This window comes from Bacillus coreaensis (assembly GCF_050586445.1).
In the GTDB taxonomy this organism is placed as follows: domain Bacteria; phylum Bacillota; class Bacilli; order Bacillales; family Cytobacillaceae; genus Robertmurraya_A; species Robertmurraya_A coreaensis.
In genome coordinates, this window is the sequence record NZ_JBOCCY010000007.1 from 148,743 (window position 1) to 168,917 (window position 20,175).

Here is a 20,175-nt window from a genome sequence, read left to right on the forward strand (position 1 = left end):
TAGCATATTCAAAGTATCACCCTCCACATTGAATTGTGTTGTTTTCAACACGTTATTATTTTGCTTTAATAATTTAAGCGTATTCATTAAGGCAATCTCGTGAATTAATGAAGTAAGCTCTTTTTTTTGAATTCGAAAAGAATATAATGGAGAAAAATGTTGCTGTCACTCATGGAGGAATGTGTCGTGGATTGGGTTGTGGCGTTATTAAAGGAACCATTGCTATTATTATTTGTTATCTTATTTTTAGGATCCGTTCTAGGTCAAATGGAAATTAGAGGGTTAAGTTTAGGATCTTCAGGTGTTCTTCTTGTTGCCATGTTTTTTGGTCATTGGGGCTATGATATTCCCCATACTGTTCAGAATCTCGGGTTAAGCTTATTTATTGTGGCGATTGGTCTCCAGGCTGGACCACGTTTTTTCCGGATGATGAGATCAAGTGGAATGATTTTTGGGTTTATTGGATTAATTATTGTATTTGTCGCAGCGTTTACCACCGTAGTGGTTGCAAAGGTATTTGATTTATCTCCTGCACTTAGTATAGGAATTATGACAGGCGCATTGACGAGTACTCCTGGTCTTGCGGCTGCTTTACATGCTACAAATGATCCGCTCGCGTCGGTTGGATATGGGATTGCTTACCCTTTTGGTGTATTAGCAGTGGTGCTTTTTGTACAATTATTGCCTAAGATACTAAAAGTGGATATGGAAAAGGACCTGAATGAATCGAGTGGTCCTGTTAGAAATGAAGAGTCTCCTGAAGGGACAACTATCGAGGTCATGGATCCAACTTTAAATAAAAAAACGTTAAAAGAGTTACGTTTTAACCAGTATGGTTCTGTAGTTATCAGTCGAGTGATTCGTGGAGACAGAAATATTATTGCTTTGAATGATACAGTTATCTTGAATGGAGATCGATTGGTGGCAGTTGGCTTAAGGGAAGATTTAAATCGAATTATTGAAGAAGTAGGAAAAGAGGTTTCTACGAATTTAAAGAACCATGACCATGTAAAGATCCGTAAAGTAACGGTAGATTCGGAAGAGATTATTGGGAAAAATATTAAAGAACTAGAGCTAAGAAGGAAATATGGAGTAACGGTTACAAGAATTGAACGAGGTGGATTCGAGTATAACCAAAGTGCAAGATGGCCGCTCGAAAGAGGAGATATTTTAACATTGGTTAGTAGTGAAGACCGTTTAAACGATGCGGAAAAGCTATTTACTAGAAGGACTTTAGTAGTAACGAACATCCATATTCTATCTCTAAGCTTAATTTTATTGATAGGAATTGCGGTAGGAATGATTCCTATTCATCTTCCAGGGCTAGGTACCATCACACTAGGTGTTGCAGGGGGGCCACTTTTTATTGCATTATTTATTGGTCATTTTGGGAAAATTGGCCCGATCCGAGCTCGTTTTTTTCAACCCTCTAATCAAGTAATTCGTGATATTGGACTTGTTTTATTTTTAGCTGGTGCCGGAACAACAGCTGGTCAAGGGTTAGTTGAGGTTATTCAAGAAGAAGGGTTCCGCCTGGTGTTTGGTGGAGCATTAATCACAGTCATTCCGATGATGGTTGGCTTCTTTTTATCAAGAAAGCTATTTAAGATGAGTGTTATCCATTCTCTCGGAGCATTATGTGGGGGCATGACGAGTACACCTGGTTTAGGGGCGGTGAATCAACAAATCAATTCAGATGATGCATCGATTGCCTATGCTGCTGCATATCCTTTTGCCCTTATCTTTGTTGCAGTTATTTCGCAAGTACTCATTTTCTTCCTTTAATTTAACAGGAACAAAGCTTAGGATATGAGACCTAAGCTTTGTTTTATTTTAACATGACTTCTTTTTTCTCCATGCTATCTGATTCTGAAGAGAGACTTTTTTTAGTATAAAGGAACACTCAAGTGTTTCTTGTACGCTCGAAGCGGAATAAATTCCTTTAAAACTAGTTCCCGTTTTATCACATGATTTGAGTGTACCAACGCCACCATATAATTGGTGATCGAATAGTTGATAATTAAGGGAATATTCTAAGACACCATGATGATTAATTAACCCGACTAACTCTCCTATTTTTATGTTTTCCCCTTTAATACGCGCATGGATGAGACGGTCGTATTGATTAAATGAAAAAATCGTTCCACTAGGGAAAAATGGTGTAGCATCAATGGTTGTACATATGAATAATTTATTGTTGTAATCACTCATTTTTCTCTATCCCCCAACTGTTTTCTGCTATAGTCAATAAAATAATCATCGAATGTACGAATCGGCACTACACGAATGGGTGTTCCTTCAGCCTTAATCGTTAAAAAAGTTAAAAAATAAATGGTGAAGCATAGTGCAATTAGTCCTAACATTGTACTTCCCCCTTTTTTGTGTATGGAGAAAAGGTAAAAGATGATAAGATTACTAGTAAGAAATACCATTTAAAAGAAAAACCATTTCTCCCTGTTTAATACATTTTTAGCTTAAATGGTGAAACGCGTTTCAGAGCAAGAAAAAGTTTTTTGAAGGGTGAGTGTATGGCAAATATTCGAGAAATAGCAAAAATGGCTGGCGTTTCTGTTACAACTGTCTCCCGTGTACTAAATGATCACCCATATGTGAGTGAAGAAAAAAAGGCAGCTGTACAACAAGCGATGGCGGAAGTGGATTATCAGCGTAATATCAATGCTGTTCACTTAAGTAAAGGGAAGACGTATTTAATAGGAGTGGTTATTCCTTTCTCGAATTCTCCCTATTTCGGATTTTTAGTAGAGGGAATAGCAAACGAAGCAGTTAAAAATAATTACAAGCTTGTTCTTTTTCAAACAAACTATGAGTTGAATAGAGAAATAGAAGCATTAAATATGCTTAAGCAGAAACAGATCGATGCCTTAATCATTTGTTCAAGAATTAGTAGCTGGGATGTAATTGCTGAATATAAAACATATGGGCCAATTATTTTAAGTGAAGAAGTAGAAGACAAAATCGTATCTTCTACATATATTGATCATTATAAAAGCTTCTTAATTGCATTGAATTACTTACATAAAAAGGGCCATCATCGAATCGGTTATTGCATAGGGAGAAAATCAGGAACGAATAGTGAAATGCGAGAGGCAGCTTATAAGAATTTTCTTTTGGAAAAGGGGCATCCATTTATAAAAGACTATATATTTTATGAGAGCTTTCGTTTTGAAGATGGAGAGGGAATCGTTGCCCGTTTAAAAGAAATGTCTTCTCCCCCTACGGCTTTATTGGTTACAAGTGATCAAGTAGCAGCAGGCATTATTACATGTGCGAGAGAACTAGGTATACTTGTTCCTAATGAGTTAGCGATTATGGGTTTTGATAATCAACCAATTGCCAAAATTATGAATATCACCACACTTGAAATTCCACTAGTTGAGGTTGGAAGAAAATTATTTATTCAAGCTATGAACTACCCAACGATCTTTCAGGAGGAGATTGAAGTGAAGTTAATCGAGCGATTAACAGTGTAGTTCATATAGACTGGAAAAGCGAAAAAGGGGCGTTTGTAATTGTTTGTTGGCTTTGGCTTCAAGGTATAGAAAAATGCTTTGAAAAGATAAATCACCCCACACCTACCTAGAAATAGAAGGGTGTGGGGTTTGTTTTACAGGTCAGATTTAGGGTTTGTATTGAATTTTCCATTTTTGTTTTCTTTTTCATGCCCATGAATTTGGTCTCCGCCGTTACCCTTTTCTTTGGCAAATCTTTCCACCTAGTTTTACATTTGGGTTATCTTTTTCAGTCATGATTTTTCACCTCCATCCTCTTTACTATCCAAAAAGGGGACGGATTCTATTCAATATACAAATAATTTTTATAATCAAAATGGAATCAAACTTGTTGGTACACAGCCAAACTTTGGATGTAGCTCATAAAAAAAGGAGCGCTGTCCGCCTGAGACGGACAAAACACCCCGAACTGTCCACGAAAGGTGACAGACACCGTAATCGATTTTGATCTTTATGGTAGAAAAGTAGTGTTTCTTATTTTGCATTGTTGAAAAATATGGTATGTTACTTTATGGTGATAAAATTGTTGATGATTAGAGATTTGTTTACGAATTTAGCTATTGTTGTTTCTTTACTATTCCTATACTCACATATCTTTTCGACGAGCCCTCTAACCAAAGACTCTACCTTTATGAGAAAAATTTTGTTGGGTGTAGTTGGTGGGGTGTTTTCTAATATTCTCATGCAATACAGCATTCGAATAGATACAACAATCGTTGATCTAAGACATATTCCAATTATTTTGCTCGCGTTTTTTGGTGGTTATTTGCCGGCTTTCATTGGGATGGTATTAGTCATTATAGGTCGTTTTTTTATTGGCGTGAATACCTCTGCATATGCATCTGTCATTCTTATGGTTCTTATTACTTTATTTTCTATTTTGATCTCTTCACAAAGGATATCCAAGAAAAACAAGGTAATATGGATGCTTACGTTTTCCAATATTATTTTTACCTTTGTGATCATTTATTTAGTAAATGACCTTTCTTTACTAGTCAAATTGATCCCCCTATATTGGATCATTTCATATATAGCAGGTTTTCTTTCTTTCTATATTCTAGATTTTATTAGAAAAAGTCAGTTTTTACTGGAAAAATATAAATCAGAGTCTACAACGGATGGATTAACGGGGTTAAATAATGTTCGGAAATTTGATGAAGTATTTAACGGGTTACTTAACGAATTGAATAAAAGTATTCAAAGTTTGTCTCTTCTTTATATCGATATTGATTTCTTTAAAAAAATTAATGATACGTATGGTCACTCGGAAGGGGACCTGGTTTTAAAGCGATTAGGAACGTTATTAACCGAAGGTACGAGGAACTTTGACATCGTTAGCCGGAATGGGGGAGAGGAGTTTACGGTCCTTCTTCCAGACACTTCAGTCGAAAGAGCACTAGATATTGCAGAGCATATTAGAACAACAGTTGAAAATACAGGGTTTTCCTTATCAGGCGGTGGAGTAATAAAGGTAACGGTATCCGTTGGGGTCGCCTCTTATAAAGATACTACAGAAAACCCAAGTATGCTTATAGAGGATGCAGATAAAGCTTTGTATGTAGCGAAAAAAACTGGACGGAACAAAGTTTGTTGCCATAATTCAATAGATTAAATAATTTGAGCTCGGGATAAGTTTGTCTCGGGCCTTTTTTATGTTAAAATTTACTTCTTACTCATGATGTAGTAACGGAAATTTTACCATGAGAAACAATCTTGGATTGTCAACATTTATATAAAGAGATGAAAAAAGGTTGCTGTAGACCCACCCAACTTTCGATTGTTATTCTATTAAAGGAGGTTTTGGGCTCGGAGGTGTGAATATGGACAAAGAAAGATATGAACAGTTAAGGCTAGGCGAGCGTGGGGCGATAATCAGTATCGCTGCTTATATTTGCCTTTCTATAATCAAATTACTGATTGGATTTTCTGCCCAGTCTGAAGCGTTAAAGGCGGATGGGTTTAATAATTTGACCGATATCATCGCTTCAATCGCTGTATGGATAGGATTAAGAATGTCTCAAAAACCACCAGATGAAGATCATCCTTATGGCCATTGGAAGGCGGAAAATATTGCGTCACTGGTTGCTTCTTTTATTATGGTGGCAGTAGGTTTAAGTGTATTACATAAAGCAGTTGTTTCAATTTTCTCAGATGAAAAAGTGGTTCCGGACATGCTAGCCGCGTGGACGGGTCTTCTATGTGCGGTGGTTATGTATTTTGTCTATCGATATAATAAAGCGCTTTCGGAAAAAGTAAAAAGCCAATCTGTATTAGCGGCAGCGAAGGATAATCTATCAGATGCGTGGGTGAGTATTGGAGCAGCAGTTGGGATCATAGGTTCACAATTTCATCTGCCTTGGCTTGATCCGCTAGCTGCAATAATTGTCGGGATAATAATATGTAAAACTGCCTATGATATTTTTTACGATTCCTCTCATCAATTAACAGATGGATTTGATGAACAGTTAATTGAAGAATATAAGGAAAGTATATTAAAAACTACAGGTGTAACTGGCATTAAGGATATTCGTGCAAGAAATTACGGAAATAACACAGTTGTTGATATTATTATCGAAGTAAACGAAGACTTAAGTATTCGAACAGCACATGATATCTCTAGTAAAGTAGAAGAAAAACTAATTAGTGAATATGATGTTTATAATGTGCACGTTCACGTTGAACCAAGCTAAGTAAAGAAAAGGGTGTCCCATGTGTGAAAATTAGGAACACCCTTATCTTTTACATAAAAAGTCTTTTGAACATATGATTCCCACTATAAATAAAAATAGGGCAAAATAGGCAGGAATCAAGTGAAGAAATGTGGTATAGCCGATGACAAAAAATGAGAGAAATAGGAGGGCAAAATGATGAGTGGTACAAAGACTGATTTTCCTATACTTGCCAAACCGGCTATCAGAGCATTAGAAGGTGCTGGTTTTTACCGATTAGAACAATTGACTGAGGTTGAAGAAGAAGAACTTGTAAAGCTACATGGAATGGGCCCGAAAGCAATTGAACAGCTTCGATTAGCCCTATTAGAAAAAGGGTGGAAGTTTAGGACAAAATAGAGATGTTAAAATGGAATGTTTTACCATGAGAATATTTTCAAGGAATTTAATTTTCCCAAATAATTTCTATGATATGATAACAGTAAAAATCCATTTATTGAGGCTAGCTTATGAAAATCTGGGGTCAAATCATATTTGTATTATTCACATTAGGAATTACCACTTACCATAATTTCTCTCATGGAGAGACCGTCTTCACCAGTGAGCTCCTCTTCTATGGAGCACTAGCATGGTTCCTTGGAAGGCAGTACGACAAGGCGAAGTATTATGAAAAGATTGCTAGATTAAGTGAGAAGAGTTATAAGAATTTAATAGATTCTCTGCCGAGCACTATTATTATACATAAAGATCAGCAGGTCATTTACGTAAACGATCTGGCGGTCACCATGTTTCGTGCTCCTAATCGGGAAGCGTTAATTGGAAAACCAACTTTAGAACTTGTTACTCCTAAGTATGCAGATCAACTGAAAAAGAGGACAAAAGCTGCATCAAGTGGAAATAAACCTTTGAAAAGCATTGAATACAAGTTGAAACGACAAGATGGAACGACGATGGATTTTGAGGTTTCGTCACTAAAAATTATTTTTGAAGGTGTAGAGGCTGTTCTTTCTATCGGTAAGGATATTACGGAGAAAAATGAGCAGACAGATCAATTACTACAAAAATCAGAAAAACTTGCCCTTTTGGGACAAATGGCAGCGGGAATTGCTCATGAAATTAGAAATCCTTCGTGGGTTCGTTCAATTGTTTAAAGGGGATCAAGATCAAAATGTGTATTATGATATCGTTCTATCAGAATTAGATCGGATCAATGGTATTGTAGGAGAGTTTTTATTTCTCTCGAAACCTACCACAACAGCGATGCAGGAGCGTGACGTCAGGAAGCTGTTAAGTGATGTTGTAACATTAATTCAAACTCAAACAATCCTTAGCAATATCCAAATAGGTATGGAATATGAAAGTAATCTCCCATATGTTTACTGTGATGAAAATCAATTAAAGCAAGTATTTCTAAATATACTTAAGAATGCTACTGAGGCGATGCCTAATGGAGGAACCATTGAGTTAAAGGTTAAAAAGGATAAAGCAAAAGGTGTACTCATTCAAATCGCTGATCAAGGTGTGGGGATACCGAAAGAACGAATTCCTACGCTCGGTGAACCTTTTTACACAACAAAGGAAAAGGGGACAGGGCTAGGTTTAATGACTTGTTATAAGATTATAGATAACCATAAAGGTCAACTTCAAATTGAAAGTGAAGTAAATCAAGGGACTACAGTTCAAATTTTCTTACCTTCTGCAAGTGATGCATTCAAAGAAACAGGCACAGCCTTTAAATGTTCAAGATAACGTTATAACCTGTCATATAAAAAGTAAAGTTTTGGGGTGGAATATGATTGTCGTTAGTGCGTGTTTAGCAGGATTGCCAGTTCGATATAATGGGCTTAGCTCCTTAGAAGAAAAAATACATAAACTAGTAAGTGAAAAGAAAGCCATCACTGCATGCCCTGAATTGCTAGGCGGACTTGAAACTCCTAGGGAGCCAGCTGAAATTGTTGGTGGTACTGGAGAAGATGTGCTGGATGGAAAGGCTAAGGTCATAGATTGCAAGGGAACGGACGTGACAGACGCTTTTATTAGAGGGGCCAATGAAACACTTGATGTTATCAGAAAAATCCAAGCAACAGTAGTCGTATTGAAGGAGAACAGTCCATCGTGTGGAAGCGGGAAAGTCTATGATGGTACCTTTACAGGTGAAAAAGTTGAAGGGCACGGTGTAACAGCAGCTTTGTTGATCAGAAACGGAGTACGAGTCATTTCGGAGAGGCAATTTCTAAAAGAATATTAGAGGATGAAGAAGCGCATGGGTTACTCCTGCGCTTTTTTGCATGTTAAAAACCAAGTTCTTCTCTTTTTACGTCTAAAGTCTTAGATAAAACTACTGCGGGGGCTCGTGTGCTCTCCTTCTTTTTCCAAGTATGATAAATACAGATCATATGAGATGGAAGGTGTAACGTAGATGACAGGTATCGTTCAGTTACAAAATGTGACGAAGATTATTAAAGGGAAAACAATTATTGACTCTCTAAGCTTTGAAGTCAATAAAGGGGAAGTGTTTGGTTTTCTTGGACCAAACGGTGCGGGTAAAACGACCACAATCCGTATGATGGTTGGGTTAATCGGGATGACCTCAGGTGATATAAAAATCGGAGGCCATAGCATTCAATCTAATTTTGAGCAAGCGGTGAGTCAAGTAGGTGCTATTGTTGAGAATCCAGAGATGTACAAATTTTTAACAGGATATGAAAATCTTATCCATTTTGCCAGATTGTCCAATCAAGTCAATAAAGAGAAGATTGATGAGGTCGTTAAGCTCGTTAACTTATCTGATCGAATTCATGACAAAGTTAAGAATTATTCACTTGGGATGCGTCAAAGATTAGGAGTTGCACAGGCACTTTTACATGAACCAGAAGTCTTAATACTTGATGAACCAACAAATGGACTTGATCCTGCAGGAATTCGCGAAATGAGAGACCATCTTAAAATGTTAACAAGAGAAAAGGGATTAGCCGTAATCGTTTCTAGTCACTTGCTTTCTGAGATGGAGATGATGTGCGATCGAATTGCTATTCTTCAAAAGGGAAAGCTTGTTGACGTCCAAACCATTCAAGATTTTAGAAATGGTGTTGACCAGGAGATTGAATTTGACGTTGCTCCAATTGAAAAAGCTCTAGCCATTTTTCAGACAATGGGTATTGCGTCACGAAGAGGTGAAACAGGTTTTACTTGCAGTATTAAGAAAGAGGAGATTCCATCCGTTGTAAATAGGTTAGCCAGCGAAAATATAGACATATTTGGAATAAAGGAAGTAACCAAATCATTAGAGGAACGTTTCCTTGAAGTAACAGAAGAAAGAGAGGTATCCCTAAATGCTTAAGTTATTACAAAATGAGTGGATGAAAATTTTTAAACGTCCAGGAACATTTGTGATGATGGGTCTTTTAATAGTAACCATTGTCCTTATGGGTGGAATCATTAAATACGAGAATCAAGATGTGAAGTTAAATCCGAACTGGCAGCAGGAAATTCAAACTTCTATTGCTGAACAGAAGCAAAGTCTTGCACAGATGGAGAATGCTGCACAGGGGCAAAGAAAATATTTGGAGAAAAATATTGCCATTAATGAATATCGATTGGATCATAATCTCGCTCCGAATGGGGAATATGCTATATGGAGCTTTGTTCAAGATGCATCAAGTTTAATCCAACTAGCAGGATTATTTACAATTATTGTAGCAGCGGGAATCGTGGCGTCTGAATTTAACTGGGGCACAATCAAATTGCTTCTTATTCGACCAACCAGCCGGGCAAAAATCCTTTTAGCAAAGTATACAACTGTAATTTCTTTTGCACTACTTATGCTGACTTTACTATTTGCCTTTTCCACTCTAGTCGGATGGATCGCATTTGGAATGCCAGAACACGCAGCACCTTATTTAAATTACTTTGATGGCAAAGTAACGGAAGAATCGATGATTTTTCACCTAATTAAATTTTATGGATTAAACTCGATTAGCATGATTATGCTTTCGACCATGGCATTTATGATTTCTGCAGTATTCAGAAACAGCTCACTTGCTATCGGATTATCGATCTTCCTTATGTTTACCGGGGCTCAATTTACGAATTTAATTGCCATGAAGTTTGAGTGGGCAAGGTATATTTTGTTTGCGAACACAGATCTTATGCAGTATTTTGAAGGAACGCCATTAGTAGATGGGATGACATTAACTTTTTCTGTTCTTATGCTTGTCGTTTATTTTGTCCTTTTCCATAGTTTAGCCTTTTTCGTTTTCAAGAAAAGAGACGTGGCTGCATAGAGAAAATGACCACCATTTTGGGTGGTCATTTTCTTATCTTAATAAATCGAATTACTTCAACGATTAGGATAACTAGCACTAAGAAAAATAAAGCAGTATATATGGGGAATAGCAACAAGGCATTGAACCAAAGGTTTTTTGTCCACATTTTATGAATAAGAAGGGGTTCAATTCCTCTTTTCCTGCTGAAACGTGGAAACATAAAAAAGAGAAATACTGTTGCTAAAGCAAAGACCCCTATTCCTGTGGAACCACTGCTTTGCTCTCTACCAAGCGGTTGTGCTTGCTCCGAATTCTCCTCGGTGGAAGCCTCCTTTTTTTCCGAACTGGTTGTTGCCACTACTTCCTTAGAAGTATTCTCTTGAATATTCTCTGATTCCTTATTTACGAAGTACAATCCAATACCATCGGCTTTGGCTTCTAGCATTGCTTCTTCAATGCGGGTTTCGTACTTATAGGTACCATAATCGTAAAAGTCCTCGACTAAGCCAGCTCTCGTAATTTCCTCTTGGTGAAGTTTTTCATCAACAAACACCCATGCTAACAAACGGTCATATTTGTCAAAAAGAGAAGGCCCGTCGGTTTCAATGGTTATTTGTCCATTTTGTAACAGGGAACACGAATAGTCGCTTGCTTCTTTTCCATAGGGTTCCTGTTGGTTTGTGCTTTCTGGTGTATCGATGTATAAAAATCTGGTTTTATAGGACAATCCGTTAATAGAAAATATCGCGGTGTCCCCATCTGTGCATTTTTCTAATGTTGCCTCGTATGTCTTTCCTAATTCTAATGGATTATTTGTTGAAGATGATGTGGAAGCAACATCACTTTTTGCAAAAGCATATCCTTCAAGGTCCACTTTGCTTTCGGTTAATCCATTCGCACATGAGTTACTATTATACTTTTTAATTAATGTGATGAGCTCTGACATATTTGTAGCGTTTTTAGCAAGCTCCGTTGGCTCATGTAATAGGTACACGCAATCTGCTCTTCGGAAATGTCCTCCAAGCTCATCTCTTGACCCGTTATGCGCCAATGCTTGGAAAGGAAGGATGGACATAAGTACAAGGGTAATCATGATGGTAATAATCGGGGTCTTTCTAGTCAATAACGTTTCCTCCTAAATCTAGTTGCTAACTGCTAATATATCATAATGAAAGAAATGCTGAAATAGTAATAAACCTGAAGCGGAGGTAATAAGAATGAATTGACTTCAAGGTTTCATTAATGAAAGGGGGCTGCATTTCAATGAAAGCTTCTTTTTTAACAAATGATCATGATATGTTTAGAAAGGCTCTACGCAAAATGCTTGAAAAGGAAGCCTATCCATATTTTAAACTATGGGAGGACAAACGCCACATACCAAAGGAATTTTGGCTCAAGCTTGGTGAAAATGGTTTTTTGTGTCCGTGTATTGATGAGAAATATAGTGGATTAGGCTTGGATTTTTCATATGCAATGATCTTAATTGAAGAGTTAGAAAAGGTAGGACAGGGAGTTGCTAGCGGTATATGTTTACACTCTGAAATCGTAAGCCCTTACATTGAGAAATTAGGAACGGAAGAGCAAAAGGAAAAATGGTTACCTGGCTTTATCAGTGGACGAATAATATCAGCCATTGCAATGACAGAGCCAGGTGCAGGTTCAGATTTAGCTGCCATACGAACGACGGCGACAAGGGACGGAGACTTTTTCATCGTTAATGGAGAAAAAACATTTATTACGAATGGAACAGAAGCAGACCTTGTGGTGATTGTGTGTAAGACAGACCCGAAAGCTTCACCTGCTCATAAAGGGATTAGCTTACTTGTCGTGGAAGAGGGGACACCTGGTTTTAAAAGAGGTAAGAAACTAGATAAAATTGGTATCCATAGTGGAGATACTGGTGAGCTAATTTTTGAGGATGCAAAAGTCCCAGTAAGTAATTTACTTGGTGAGGAAGGAAAAGGCTTTTATTATTTAATGGAAAATCTCCAGCAGGAGCGCTTAGTTGTCGCTCTACAATGCCAGATTGAAGCGGAAGTAATGCTTGAATTAACCATCAACTATGTAAAAAATCGCCAAGCATTTGGTCAATCGATAAGTAAATTTCAGAATACTCAGTTCAAAATTGCAGAAATGGCCACGGAAATTGATCTAGGAAGAGTATATGTGAATCAGCTGATCGAACGCCATGTGAATGGAGATTCGATTGTTAAAGAAGTGTCGATGGCCAAGTGGTGGATTAGTGAAATGGCCAAGCGCGTGGCAGCTGAATGTTTGCAGCTTCACGGCGGATATGGATATATGGAAGAATACGAGATTGCTAGGCGATATCGTGACATTCCTGTTGCCAGTATTTACGCTGGTTCCACGGAGATTATGAAGAATATTATCGCCAAACAGCTAAAGCTATAGTAGAGGCTTGAGGAAATCCTTAAGCTTTTTTTGTGATAATATGAAAATATGATTTCACTCAAGAGGAGAGTTGTTATGGAGACAGAATTGTTACGAATCTTTAATGAAGACCATGAGCCAATTGGAGTTGCCACACGGGCTGAAATACATGAAAAAGGATATTGGCACGAGACGTTTCATTATTGGTTGATGGAGAAGGAACAAGGGATGGATTATATATTTCTTCAGCTTCGAAGTCCAAAGAAAAAAGATTATCCGCACCTTTTAGATATTACTGCCGCCGGCCATTTACTTGCCAATGAAACAGTTGAAGATGGAATTCGAGAGGTGAAAGAGGAAATAGGGTTGACTGTCCATATGGAGGAGTTGGTGTCACTAGGAATCCTAAAGTATTCTGTTAAGATGAAACCCTTACTAGATAATGAGTTGGCATATGTATTTTTACATAGAAGTAATGTCCTATTCGATTCTTTTGTACTACAAGAAGAAGAGGTCGTAGGCATATACCGAATGAAGTTTAAGGATTTTTCTGCTCTTTGGAGAGATGAAATCCAGCACATTCCAATGCAGGGCTTTGAAGTGGAAGATGGAGAGAAATATTTTTATGAAAAATCTGTTGGCAAGCAACAATTTGTCCCTCATGATCAATCGTTCTATCAGGCTATAATTAACAAAATCCAGCAGGAGCTAAAATAGCTCCCAAGCTGTTTGTAGTAGGTTAATCCCGGTATGAATTTCGCTTTCTGTTACTCCACCATATCCGACCAATACCTTTGGCGTAAGCGACAGGCTATTGCTATCATAATAAACAGAAGTAGGATACACCCTAACGCCGACTTTTTCAGCATTGCTAATTAATTCGCTTTCGGTCATGTTGTTATGTACCTCGAGTAAAATATGTAATCCAGAATCAACTCCAATCACTGTTACGTGTTTTCCAAATTTCTCTGTAATAAGATAGAGCAAGGTGGTTTGTTTTCTTCTATAGGTAGTGCGCATTTTCTGTAAATGACGACTCCAGTGACCTTCTTTCATAAACAGATACAAAGTTTGTTGATGCAGTCTTGATACGGTCTGCTTATAAATGGAAAAACGATTTTGATATCTTGAAAGAAGGGTAGATGGAAGTACCATAAAGCTAATTCTTAAAGAAGGAATCAATGATTTTGAAAAGGTACCAAGATAGATAACCCGTCCCTGATGATCAAGACCTTGTAACGAAGGAATAGGTCTTCCTGTATGACGAAATTCCCCGTCGTAATCATCCTCAATAATATAACTCTCCGTTTCCTTGGCCCATTTTAATAGTTCCATTCTTCGTGAGATTGGCATCACCATTCCCAATGGAAACTGATGCGAGGGGGTCACATACGCTACGGTTGCCTCACTGTCTCTTAAATCTTCCATTTTAATACCATTTTGATCTAAATTAATCCCGAGAAGTTTAACACCTTGGTCCTTAAATGCTTCCCGTGAGCGGTGAAAGCCCGGATTCTCCATTGCATAGACTCTTTCTCGTCCAATGAGCATCGTTAGAAAGGTAACCATATATTGTGTGCCAGCACCAATAATGATTTGTTCAGGTTCACATCTGACTCCACGCGATTGGTATAAATACTTGGCGATTTCGATGCGGAGAGGGAAGTCCCCTTGCCGATCGCCACTTAATAAGAGATGGCTCTCATCTTCATAAAGGCTTTGTACAGTCAATTTACGCCAAGTAGTAAACGGAAACTCATTTAATGCAATGTTTCCGTGGCCAAAATCCACTTTTATGTGATTTGCTTGAGGTACCTGTTGAAGGTTGTCGCTCTCTGAGGCGTGTTCTTTTTCAATTGATAACATATCCATTTCCAGTTCAGTGACAAATAATCCCTTTCGCGGTTCACTTTTGACATACCCTTCCGCGATTAACTGTTGATAAGCTGTCTCAACGGTTGTTTGGCTGATTCCCAAATGTATAGAAAGTTTTCTTTTTGAAGGCAATTTTGTGTCTGGAGTGAGTCTCCCTTCAACCATTTCTTTTTTTAAAAAAGAATAAAGCTGTAAGTAAAGTGGCTCCGCATGATCTGGATCTAAAGGAACTGTAATTTCAAGAATATTTATCTCCTCCTTCTATTCAATCTGGCATGGTTAATTATAACATATCTGACACTTTAGAGGTGGTCAGTTGATGAGTAATATAATAAAAAAGGAGGATGTAAACATGATTACAATACACTATGAAGAAAATAAAAAAATTACTGCAGAGGACCTGGCAGAGGTTTTTAGCCAATCTGGCATAAAAAGACCTATTGAGGACCTGCCTCGGCTACAAAAAATGATCAACCAAGCAGATATTACTGTTACAGCATGGGACGGAATGAGGCTTGTTGGTATTGCAAGAGCCATTACCGATTTTAGTTACTGCTGCTATTTATCAGATTTAGCCGTTGATAGAGATTACCAGGATCAAGGAATTGGAAAAGAACTTGTGAGACGCGTTCACGAAAGGTTAGGAGAAGAAATATCTTTAATCCTTTTAGCATCACCGATAGCCATGGATTATTACCCGAAAATTGGATTTCAAAAAATCCAAAACGGCTATATCATCCCAAGAAAATAGAAAAAAACCAAATTTAATGGGAAATTTGTATGATTTCATGAAGATTTTTGTCGAAATTTGGAATACTATATAGTAAGAGAATAGAGAAGGAGTGGTCACTTATGAATTATCATTCCGTCTGGTATATTGCGTTAGTGGCCGCAAGTAGCTTGCTTTTCTTGTATACTTACTATAAAAAGAGGGATGAGCCAGTTTTCTTATTATTGTTAGCGGCTATTGGGTTTGGTTATATCATTGAGGGAGTTATTTATAACTTTCTGCAAAGTTACGAGTATTACCCACGTTTTATTACTAGAAATCCGACGTATGATAGTAATCTTGGAGCTATTGCTTCTAATGCATTTGTCTTACCAGTTATCGCAGTTTTTCTAGCAACCTTCAGAAAGAATTGGAGATGGTCACTGGTCTTTTCGTTATTGCTCATAGGTATTGAGTGGTTGTTCGAAGAGCTTTCTATCTATAAACATAATTGGTGGAGAAATGAGTATACCTTTTTCGGGTTATTATTAGTTTACTTTCCATTTATCAAATTATTGTACCGGTGGTTATTGGTTAAACATGAGGGAATTCGCCACTTTTTATTATTGTTTTTAATTGTTAGTCCGATTTTAGGAACGATTCACATGCTTCCCCTTATGTTTTTATCCAATCGTTATTATGATTTGGGTTGGTATGAAAATGTGTTTCAGGATACTAATGCATTTGCAGCTATTTACTATATATGTTCAGGTCTAACTATTACGGCCTTAGCAAAATGGAAGATAAGGTATAGATGGCTTAAATTTTTCTTTTTAATAATCAGCGTGTTTTTTATTACCCGTGTCTTGTTGTTTACCGGTATCCTACACATTTTTGCGTGGTGGGACCCATATCTTTATATAACATTCCCTGCAACGGTTTTAATTTTAGCAGAAAAGATCAGTAAGATATTGGGGAAGCGTACCGAATTTATATCCGAATAATAGCACAGTGAGCCAACTGTGCTATTTGCCGTGTAAAAATCCCTTATTATGGAGAAACTCGAAATATGGGGGTAACCTCCTAAAAAATGTATGCAAATAGGAGATGCTCGGTCATGGTAAATCTACTCTATGCGTCCGTTTGGATTTTTGCGATGTGGAAATGGGGAGATTGGAAAAATTGGCAAAAATACTACCCAACCATTCTTTTTTTTATCATAGGGGATTTTCTCTATTTGTATTTATTGTCAGATCTCTATCCTATGTGGCGGTACCATCCACCTGAAATCGACAAACAAGCAGGACTCACGAATACACATATTTCATTTTCCATTATGATAATTAAATATCCAGCCACAGCACTCATCTATTTATCCAAATTCCCGGGTTCACGTAGCAAACAGATTCTTTACATATTAGGATGGACATCTTTGTACATGATCAACGAAGGGATCGATTATAAAACAGGTCTCATTCAATACTCTAATGGTTGGAGTATCAAGTGGTCTATTGCATTCAATATGATGATGTTTACTATATTATGGGTCCATCATCGTAGACCAATTTTAGCATGGGCTATTTCTATATTATTCATCCTCTCATTGTGGCAAATCTTTGATGTACCATCCAAGGTTTTCCGGTAAAAAATACTTAAGATTTCACAGGTTAGACATGAAAATTATCGAATTTTGTCCGATATAGAAACTGACACAGAAAATATTACATCTATGCGGAGAAACAGATGAATAAAAGAAAAATCACTTTACAATCAATCATATTATTATTAATAGCCTTTGCAATGTTCGGAACGTATCTTGGAGTGATGATTTCGAGTATCATCGTTAGTAAAGAAAATAGAGAAAAAGGTTATTTAAGTGAAAATCAGGTGTACGCAGAAAAGCTGGCAGACACAACAGACTTACTTTTTCGAAATATGTTGCAAACGCTTGAGGTGAGTGCCGGTTCGATTTACCCGTTTACTCAGGATGGTGATCAACTATATGGAGAGTTAAATCAAGTACTAACCTCAACCAACTTTTTTAATTCAGTTTTTTTAGTCGATAAAGAAGGAGAAATTGTCCACTCTGCTCCACATCTTGATTTAGAAGGAGTAAAGATTGATACTATTGGTGTTAGCGATGCGATTAACAAGAAAATGCCGCTGATCTCCCAGCCATATATCAGCGAGGTGACGAATAAACTAATAATTCTCATCTCTATACCGGTATTCGATGATAAAGGAGCATACTTCGGATTTCTTGGTGGAACGATTTACTTAAGTGAAGACAATAGCATCAAAGATACTTTAAGTCTTCATCCGAAACATGCAGTCGATTCTTATGTGTATGTAGTGGATTCAGAAGGAAATATCATCTATCATCCAGAGAGAAATCGGATTGGTGATAATGTTATAGAAAATGGTGCCGTTAAACGTGTTGTATAGGGCAAAGTTGGTAAGATTGAAATAACAAACTCGAAAGGAATTAGAATGCTTGCAGGCTATGCACATGTAAAAACAAGTAATTGGGGAATTGTGAGCCAGACTCCTAAAAATTCTTATATTCAACCTTCTATCGAGTTAATAAAGCAGGTTGGAAAGTTTACTCTTCCGTTCGTAATCTTAGTTTTGGTCATTTCTATTTATCTATTGAGGAAATTTGTACATCCACTTCGAGAGTTAGCACAGTATGCTCATCAAGTGGCGGAAAAAACAACGATTACAAGGCCAGATATTACTGAAGGCTATTACGAAGTGAATGAGTTAAAGCACACGATGTTTTTAATGGTAGACCACTATCGAACACAAATTCAAATGTTTGAAAATGAAGCTACACTTGATCCATTAACTGGATTGTTAAATCGTCGCACTCTACAAAAGCGTATTCATCAATTTAAGGAGTATTCAATCATTCTGTTCGATATTGATCATTTTAAAATGGTCAATGATACCTATGGGCATTTAATGGGGGATGAAGTTTTAAGATTCTTATCAGAACTTATTCGGAAGCAAACAATAGAATGTGACATTAGTTTCCGTTACGGTGGAGAAGAGTTTTTGATTCTCTTACCGAATACTAATATAGAAGAAGCGTACCAAATTGCTGAACGAATAAGGAAAACAACAGAAGAAACAAGCAGTCCCAATGGTAAGGCAGTCACGATTTCAGTTGGTGTCGGAAATATGCCAAACACTGCCAGCCATCACAATGAGTTATTTAATTTAATTGACCAAGCCTTATATCGAGCAAAAGGAAATGGAAGAAATCAAACAGTGACGGCGGACGAAGTAAAATAAATGATTAAAAGTAACGCTTGTCTCATATAAGGGACAAGCTTCCTTGATGTAGACTTCCCACTCTTTTTAGGGAACAGGTAGAGATTACAGAAAACAAATTTGGGGATTTACAGAAACCCATTTTTTCGTTAGACTGTGCAGAGTGACAATGAAAGGAGGAATATGTATGGTTAAAGATATTATTCTTGTACTAGTTCTTCAGTTAATTTACGTTCCAACCTTTACACTGAGAACCATTTTCCTAGTAAAAGGGTTGAGAATGCAGGCAGCATTTCTAGGGTTACTTGAGGCACTCATATACATATTCGGACTATCGATTGTATTTAATGGGGAGCAAAATGTAGTTGTGATGATTGTGTATGCCATTGGATTTGGATTAGGTATCATCATTGGATCCATGATTGAAGAAGCATTAGCAATTGGATATACAACGATTCAAGTGATTTTAACCAATAAAAATATGAATCTGGTTGAGCAGCTTCGTAAAGATGGTTATGGCGTGACTGTTTACGAAGGTGAGGGAATCGAAGCCATTCGATATAAGTTAGAGGTATTAACAAAGAGAAACCAAGAAGAAGGTTTATACGACATGATTCAGCAATATGAACCGAATGCATTTATAATTGCCTATGAACCGAAAACATTTAAAGGTGGTTTCTTGCTAAAGGCAATGAAGAAAAGGAAGAAAATGAAAAAACAGATAGAGGAAAACCACGCTTAATGAAAGAACACATCTGACCTCAATCAGATGTGTTTTTAATTGTATTAAAGTTAAACACCTTTTCGTTTCGAACGATTTCTGTAATATAATTCATCGTGATCGTTGCAGCTTCATCGAAATTATATGTTCTACGATTGTTTAAGATATTCGTAAACATTCCTTGCCAAATAAGAATGGTAATTTCATTAATTGCGTCAATATTTTCTTCTTTGATATAGCCTGCTTTACTTGCAAGTTCAAGGACGGACCTTCCTCTTTTAGAGACATTTCTTTCAAATAAAATGGGTTTAAGTTCTTCAGGGATGTTTATCAAGTCACTTGGATAAGTTTTATAATATTCTTCTAGTAACTTTTCTGGGTTTTCCCCTAAATCCATGATAAATACAGCATTAAAAATTTCTGGTGTCTCAAAGGAGTGTTTACAAAAGCACTCCCATGCCAATAAGTACTTTTCGAGCGGATCTTTCGCCCTCTGCATGTAGATGGCGACTTCATCCGTATATGATTTTAGAAACTTCATAGATGCAAAGAAGATCAGATGAGAAACTTCCGTAAAATAATTATAAATAGTTGCACTGTTATATCCTGCACGGTCAGCAACTTTACGTATGGTAATTTTGTCTATACCTTCCTCTTCAATAATATCAGCTGTTGAGTCTACAAAGTATTTCCACATTCTACTCTTTTTGATGTCCTTCTTGTTCAAATATCATTCTCC

General features: G+C 37.0%; 23 protein-coding genes. 18 read left to right on the forward strand and 5 right to left on the reverse strand.

Features of this window, described 5'->3' with window-relative positions; translation table 11 throughout:
* Positions 1-186: 186 nt before the first annotated feature.
* Positions 187-1,785, forward strand: coding sequence for an aspartate:alanine exchanger family transporter (locus tag ACQ5H4_RS13160; RefSeq protein WP_430775387.1), 1,599 nt, complete (start codon positions 187-189; stop codon positions 1,783-1,785).
* A gap of 48 nt (positions 1,786-1,833) precedes the next feature.
* Here ACQ5H4_RS13160 and ACQ5H4_RS13165 read toward each other — a convergent pair whose 3' ends face one another.
* Together ACQ5H4_RS13165 and ACQ5H4_RS13170 are read right to left on the reverse strand one after the other, a co-directional pair.
* Entirely contained in the window at positions 1,834-2,211 is a 378-nt protein-coding gene (locus ACQ5H4_RS13165; protein WP_430775389.1) for an avidin-fold protein, read from the reverse strand.
* Positions 2,208-2,363 carry a hypothetical protein gene (locus tag ACQ5H4_RS13170; RefSeq protein ID WP_430775390.1) on the reverse strand — a complete coding sequence of 52 codons (156 nt, stop codon included), beginning with the start codon at positions 2,361-2,363 and terminating at the stop codon, positions 2,208-2,210. Before ACQ5H4_RS13170 ends, ACQ5H4_RS13165 begins: the two co-directional genes overlap by 4 nt.
* 165 nt (positions 2,364-2,528) lie before the next feature.
* On the opposite strand from ACQ5H4_RS13170, the gene ACQ5H4_RS13175 reads away from it, so the two are divergent.
* The 9 genes from ACQ5H4_RS13175 (at position 2,529) to ACQ5H4_RS13215 (ending at position 10,482) form a co-directional block, all read left to right on the forward strand.
* On the forward strand, positions 2,529-3,491 hold the full coding sequence (locus ACQ5H4_RS13175; protein WP_430775391.1) for a LacI family DNA-binding transcriptional regulator: 963 nt from the start codon (positions 2,529-2,531) through the stop codon (positions 3,489-3,491).
* Between the two features lie 568 nt (positions 3,492-4,059).
* Entirely contained in the window at positions 4,060-5,142 is a 1,083-nt protein-coding gene (locus tag ACQ5H4_RS13180; RefSeq protein WP_430775508.1) for a GGDEF domain-containing protein, read from the forward strand.
* A gap of 208 nt (positions 5,143-5,350) precedes the next feature.
* Entirely contained in the window at positions 5,351-6,220 is an 870-nt protein-coding gene (locus tag ACQ5H4_RS13185) for a cation diffusion facilitator family transporter (RefSeq protein ID WP_430775392.1), read from the forward strand.
* A gap of 177 nt (positions 6,221-6,397) precedes the next feature.
* Entirely contained in the window at positions 6,398-6,598 is a 201-nt protein-coding gene (locus tag ACQ5H4_RS13190; RefSeq protein WP_430775393.1) for a helix-hairpin-helix domain-containing protein, read from the forward strand.
* A gap of 110 nt (positions 6,599-6,708) precedes the next feature.
* Positions 6,709-7,350: a PAS domain S-box protein gene (locus ACQ5H4_RS13195; RefSeq protein WP_430775394.1), complete on the forward strand. Its 642-nt coding sequence runs from the start codon at positions 6,709-6,711 to the stop codon at positions 7,348-7,350.
* Positions 7,310-7,948, forward strand: coding sequence for an ATP-binding protein (locus tag ACQ5H4_RS13200; RefSeq protein ID WP_430775395.1), 639 nt, complete (start codon positions 7,310-7,312; stop codon positions 7,946-7,948). The genes ACQ5H4_RS13195 and ACQ5H4_RS13200 overlap by 41 nt, the downstream gene beginning before the upstream one ends.
* Positions 7,949-7,991: 43 nt before the next feature.
* A complete protein-coding gene (locus ACQ5H4_RS13205; RefSeq protein ID WP_430775396.1) occupies positions 7,992-8,447 on the forward strand; it encodes a 2-thiouracil desulfurase family protein in 456 nt (151 codons plus the stop codon).
* Positions 8,448-8,618: 171 nt separating this feature from the next.
* Positions 8,619-9,539, forward strand: a complete 921-nt coding sequence (locus ACQ5H4_RS13210; protein WP_430775397.1) for an ABC transporter ATP-binding protein — start codon at positions 8,619-8,621, stop codon at positions 9,537-9,539.
* Positions 9,532-10,482, forward strand: coding sequence for an ABC transporter permease (locus ACQ5H4_RS13215; RefSeq protein ID WP_430775398.1), 951 nt, complete (start codon positions 9,532-9,534; stop codon positions 10,480-10,482). Before ACQ5H4_RS13210 ends, ACQ5H4_RS13215 begins: the two co-directional genes overlap by 8 nt.
* Before the next feature lie 25 nt (positions 10,483-10,507).
* On the opposite strand, the gene ACQ5H4_RS13220 is transcribed toward ACQ5H4_RS13215, so the two are convergent.
* Complete coding sequence (locus ACQ5H4_RS13220; RefSeq protein WP_430775399.1) at positions 10,508-11,587, reverse strand: thermonuclease family protein; 1,080 nt, start codon at positions 11,585-11,587, stop codon at positions 10,508-10,510.
* Positions 11,588-11,727: 140 nt separating this feature from the next.
* Here ACQ5H4_RS13220 and ACQ5H4_RS13225 point away from each other — a divergent pair, with 140 nt between their 5' ends.
* A complete protein-coding gene (locus tag ACQ5H4_RS13225; RefSeq protein ID WP_430775400.1) occupies positions 11,728-12,876 on the forward strand; it encodes an acyl-CoA dehydrogenase family protein in 1,149 nt (382 codons plus the stop codon).
* Between the two features lie 75 nt (positions 12,877-12,951).
* Positions 12,952-13,572: an NUDIX hydrolase gene (locus tag ACQ5H4_RS13230; RefSeq protein ID WP_430775401.1), complete on the forward strand. Its 621-nt coding sequence runs from the start codon at positions 12,952-12,954 to the stop codon at positions 13,570-13,572.
* Here the strand turns inward: ACQ5H4_RS13230 and pdxR are convergent.
* Entirely contained in the window at positions 13,564-14,982 is a 1,419-nt protein-coding gene (pdxR, locus tag ACQ5H4_RS13235; protein WP_430775510.1) for a MocR-like pyridoxine biosynthesis transcription factor PdxR, read from the reverse strand. The genes ACQ5H4_RS13230 and pdxR overlap by 9 nt on opposite strands.
* Positions 14,983-15,085: 103 nt before the next feature.
* On the opposite strand from pdxR, the gene ACQ5H4_RS13240 reads away from it, so the two are divergent.
* The 6 genes from ACQ5H4_RS13240 to ACQ5H4_RS13265 all read left to right on the forward strand — a co-directional run bounded on the left by ACQ5H4_RS13240 (position 15,086) and on the right by ACQ5H4_RS13265 (position 19,457).
* A complete protein-coding gene (locus ACQ5H4_RS13240; RefSeq protein WP_430775512.1) occupies positions 15,086-15,481 on the forward strand; it encodes a GNAT family N-acetyltransferase in 396 nt (131 codons plus the stop codon).
* Positions 15,482-15,582: 101 nt separating this feature from the next.
* Positions 15,583-16,443 (forward strand): hypothetical protein, encoded by an 861-nt coding sequence (locus tag ACQ5H4_RS13245; RefSeq protein WP_430775402.1) that lies wholly within the window; start codon positions 15,583-15,585, stop codon positions 16,441-16,443.
* 113 nt (positions 16,444-16,556) lie between these two features.
* Positions 16,557-17,084 carry a CBO0543 family protein gene (locus tag ACQ5H4_RS13250; RefSeq protein WP_430775403.1) on the forward strand — a complete coding sequence of 176 codons (528 nt, stop codon included), beginning with the start codon at positions 16,557-16,559 and terminating at the stop codon, positions 17,082-17,084.
* A 98-nt stretch (positions 17,085-17,182) separates the two neighbouring features.
* Positions 17,183-17,884: a cache domain-containing protein gene (locus ACQ5H4_RS13255; RefSeq protein ID WP_430775404.1), complete on the forward strand. Its 702-nt coding sequence runs from the start codon at positions 17,183-17,185 to the stop codon at positions 17,882-17,884.
* 45 nt (positions 17,885-17,929) lie between these two features.
* Entirely contained in the window at positions 17,930-18,736 is an 807-nt protein-coding gene (locus tag ACQ5H4_RS13260) for a GGDEF domain-containing protein (protein WP_430775406.1), read from the forward strand.
* A gap of 166 nt (positions 18,737-18,902) precedes the next feature.
* On the forward strand, positions 18,903-19,457 hold the full coding sequence (locus tag ACQ5H4_RS13265; protein ID WP_430775407.1) for a DUF2179 domain-containing protein: 555 nt from the start codon (positions 18,903-18,905) through the stop codon (positions 19,455-19,457).
* 19 nt (positions 19,458-19,476) lie between these two features.
* On the opposite strand, the gene ACQ5H4_RS13270 is transcribed toward ACQ5H4_RS13265, so the two are convergent.
* A complete protein-coding gene (locus ACQ5H4_RS13270; protein ID WP_430775408.1) occupies positions 19,477-20,163 on the reverse strand; it encodes a TetR family transcriptional regulator in 687 nt (228 codons plus the stop codon).
* Positions 20,164-20,175 lie beyond the last annotated feature (12 nt).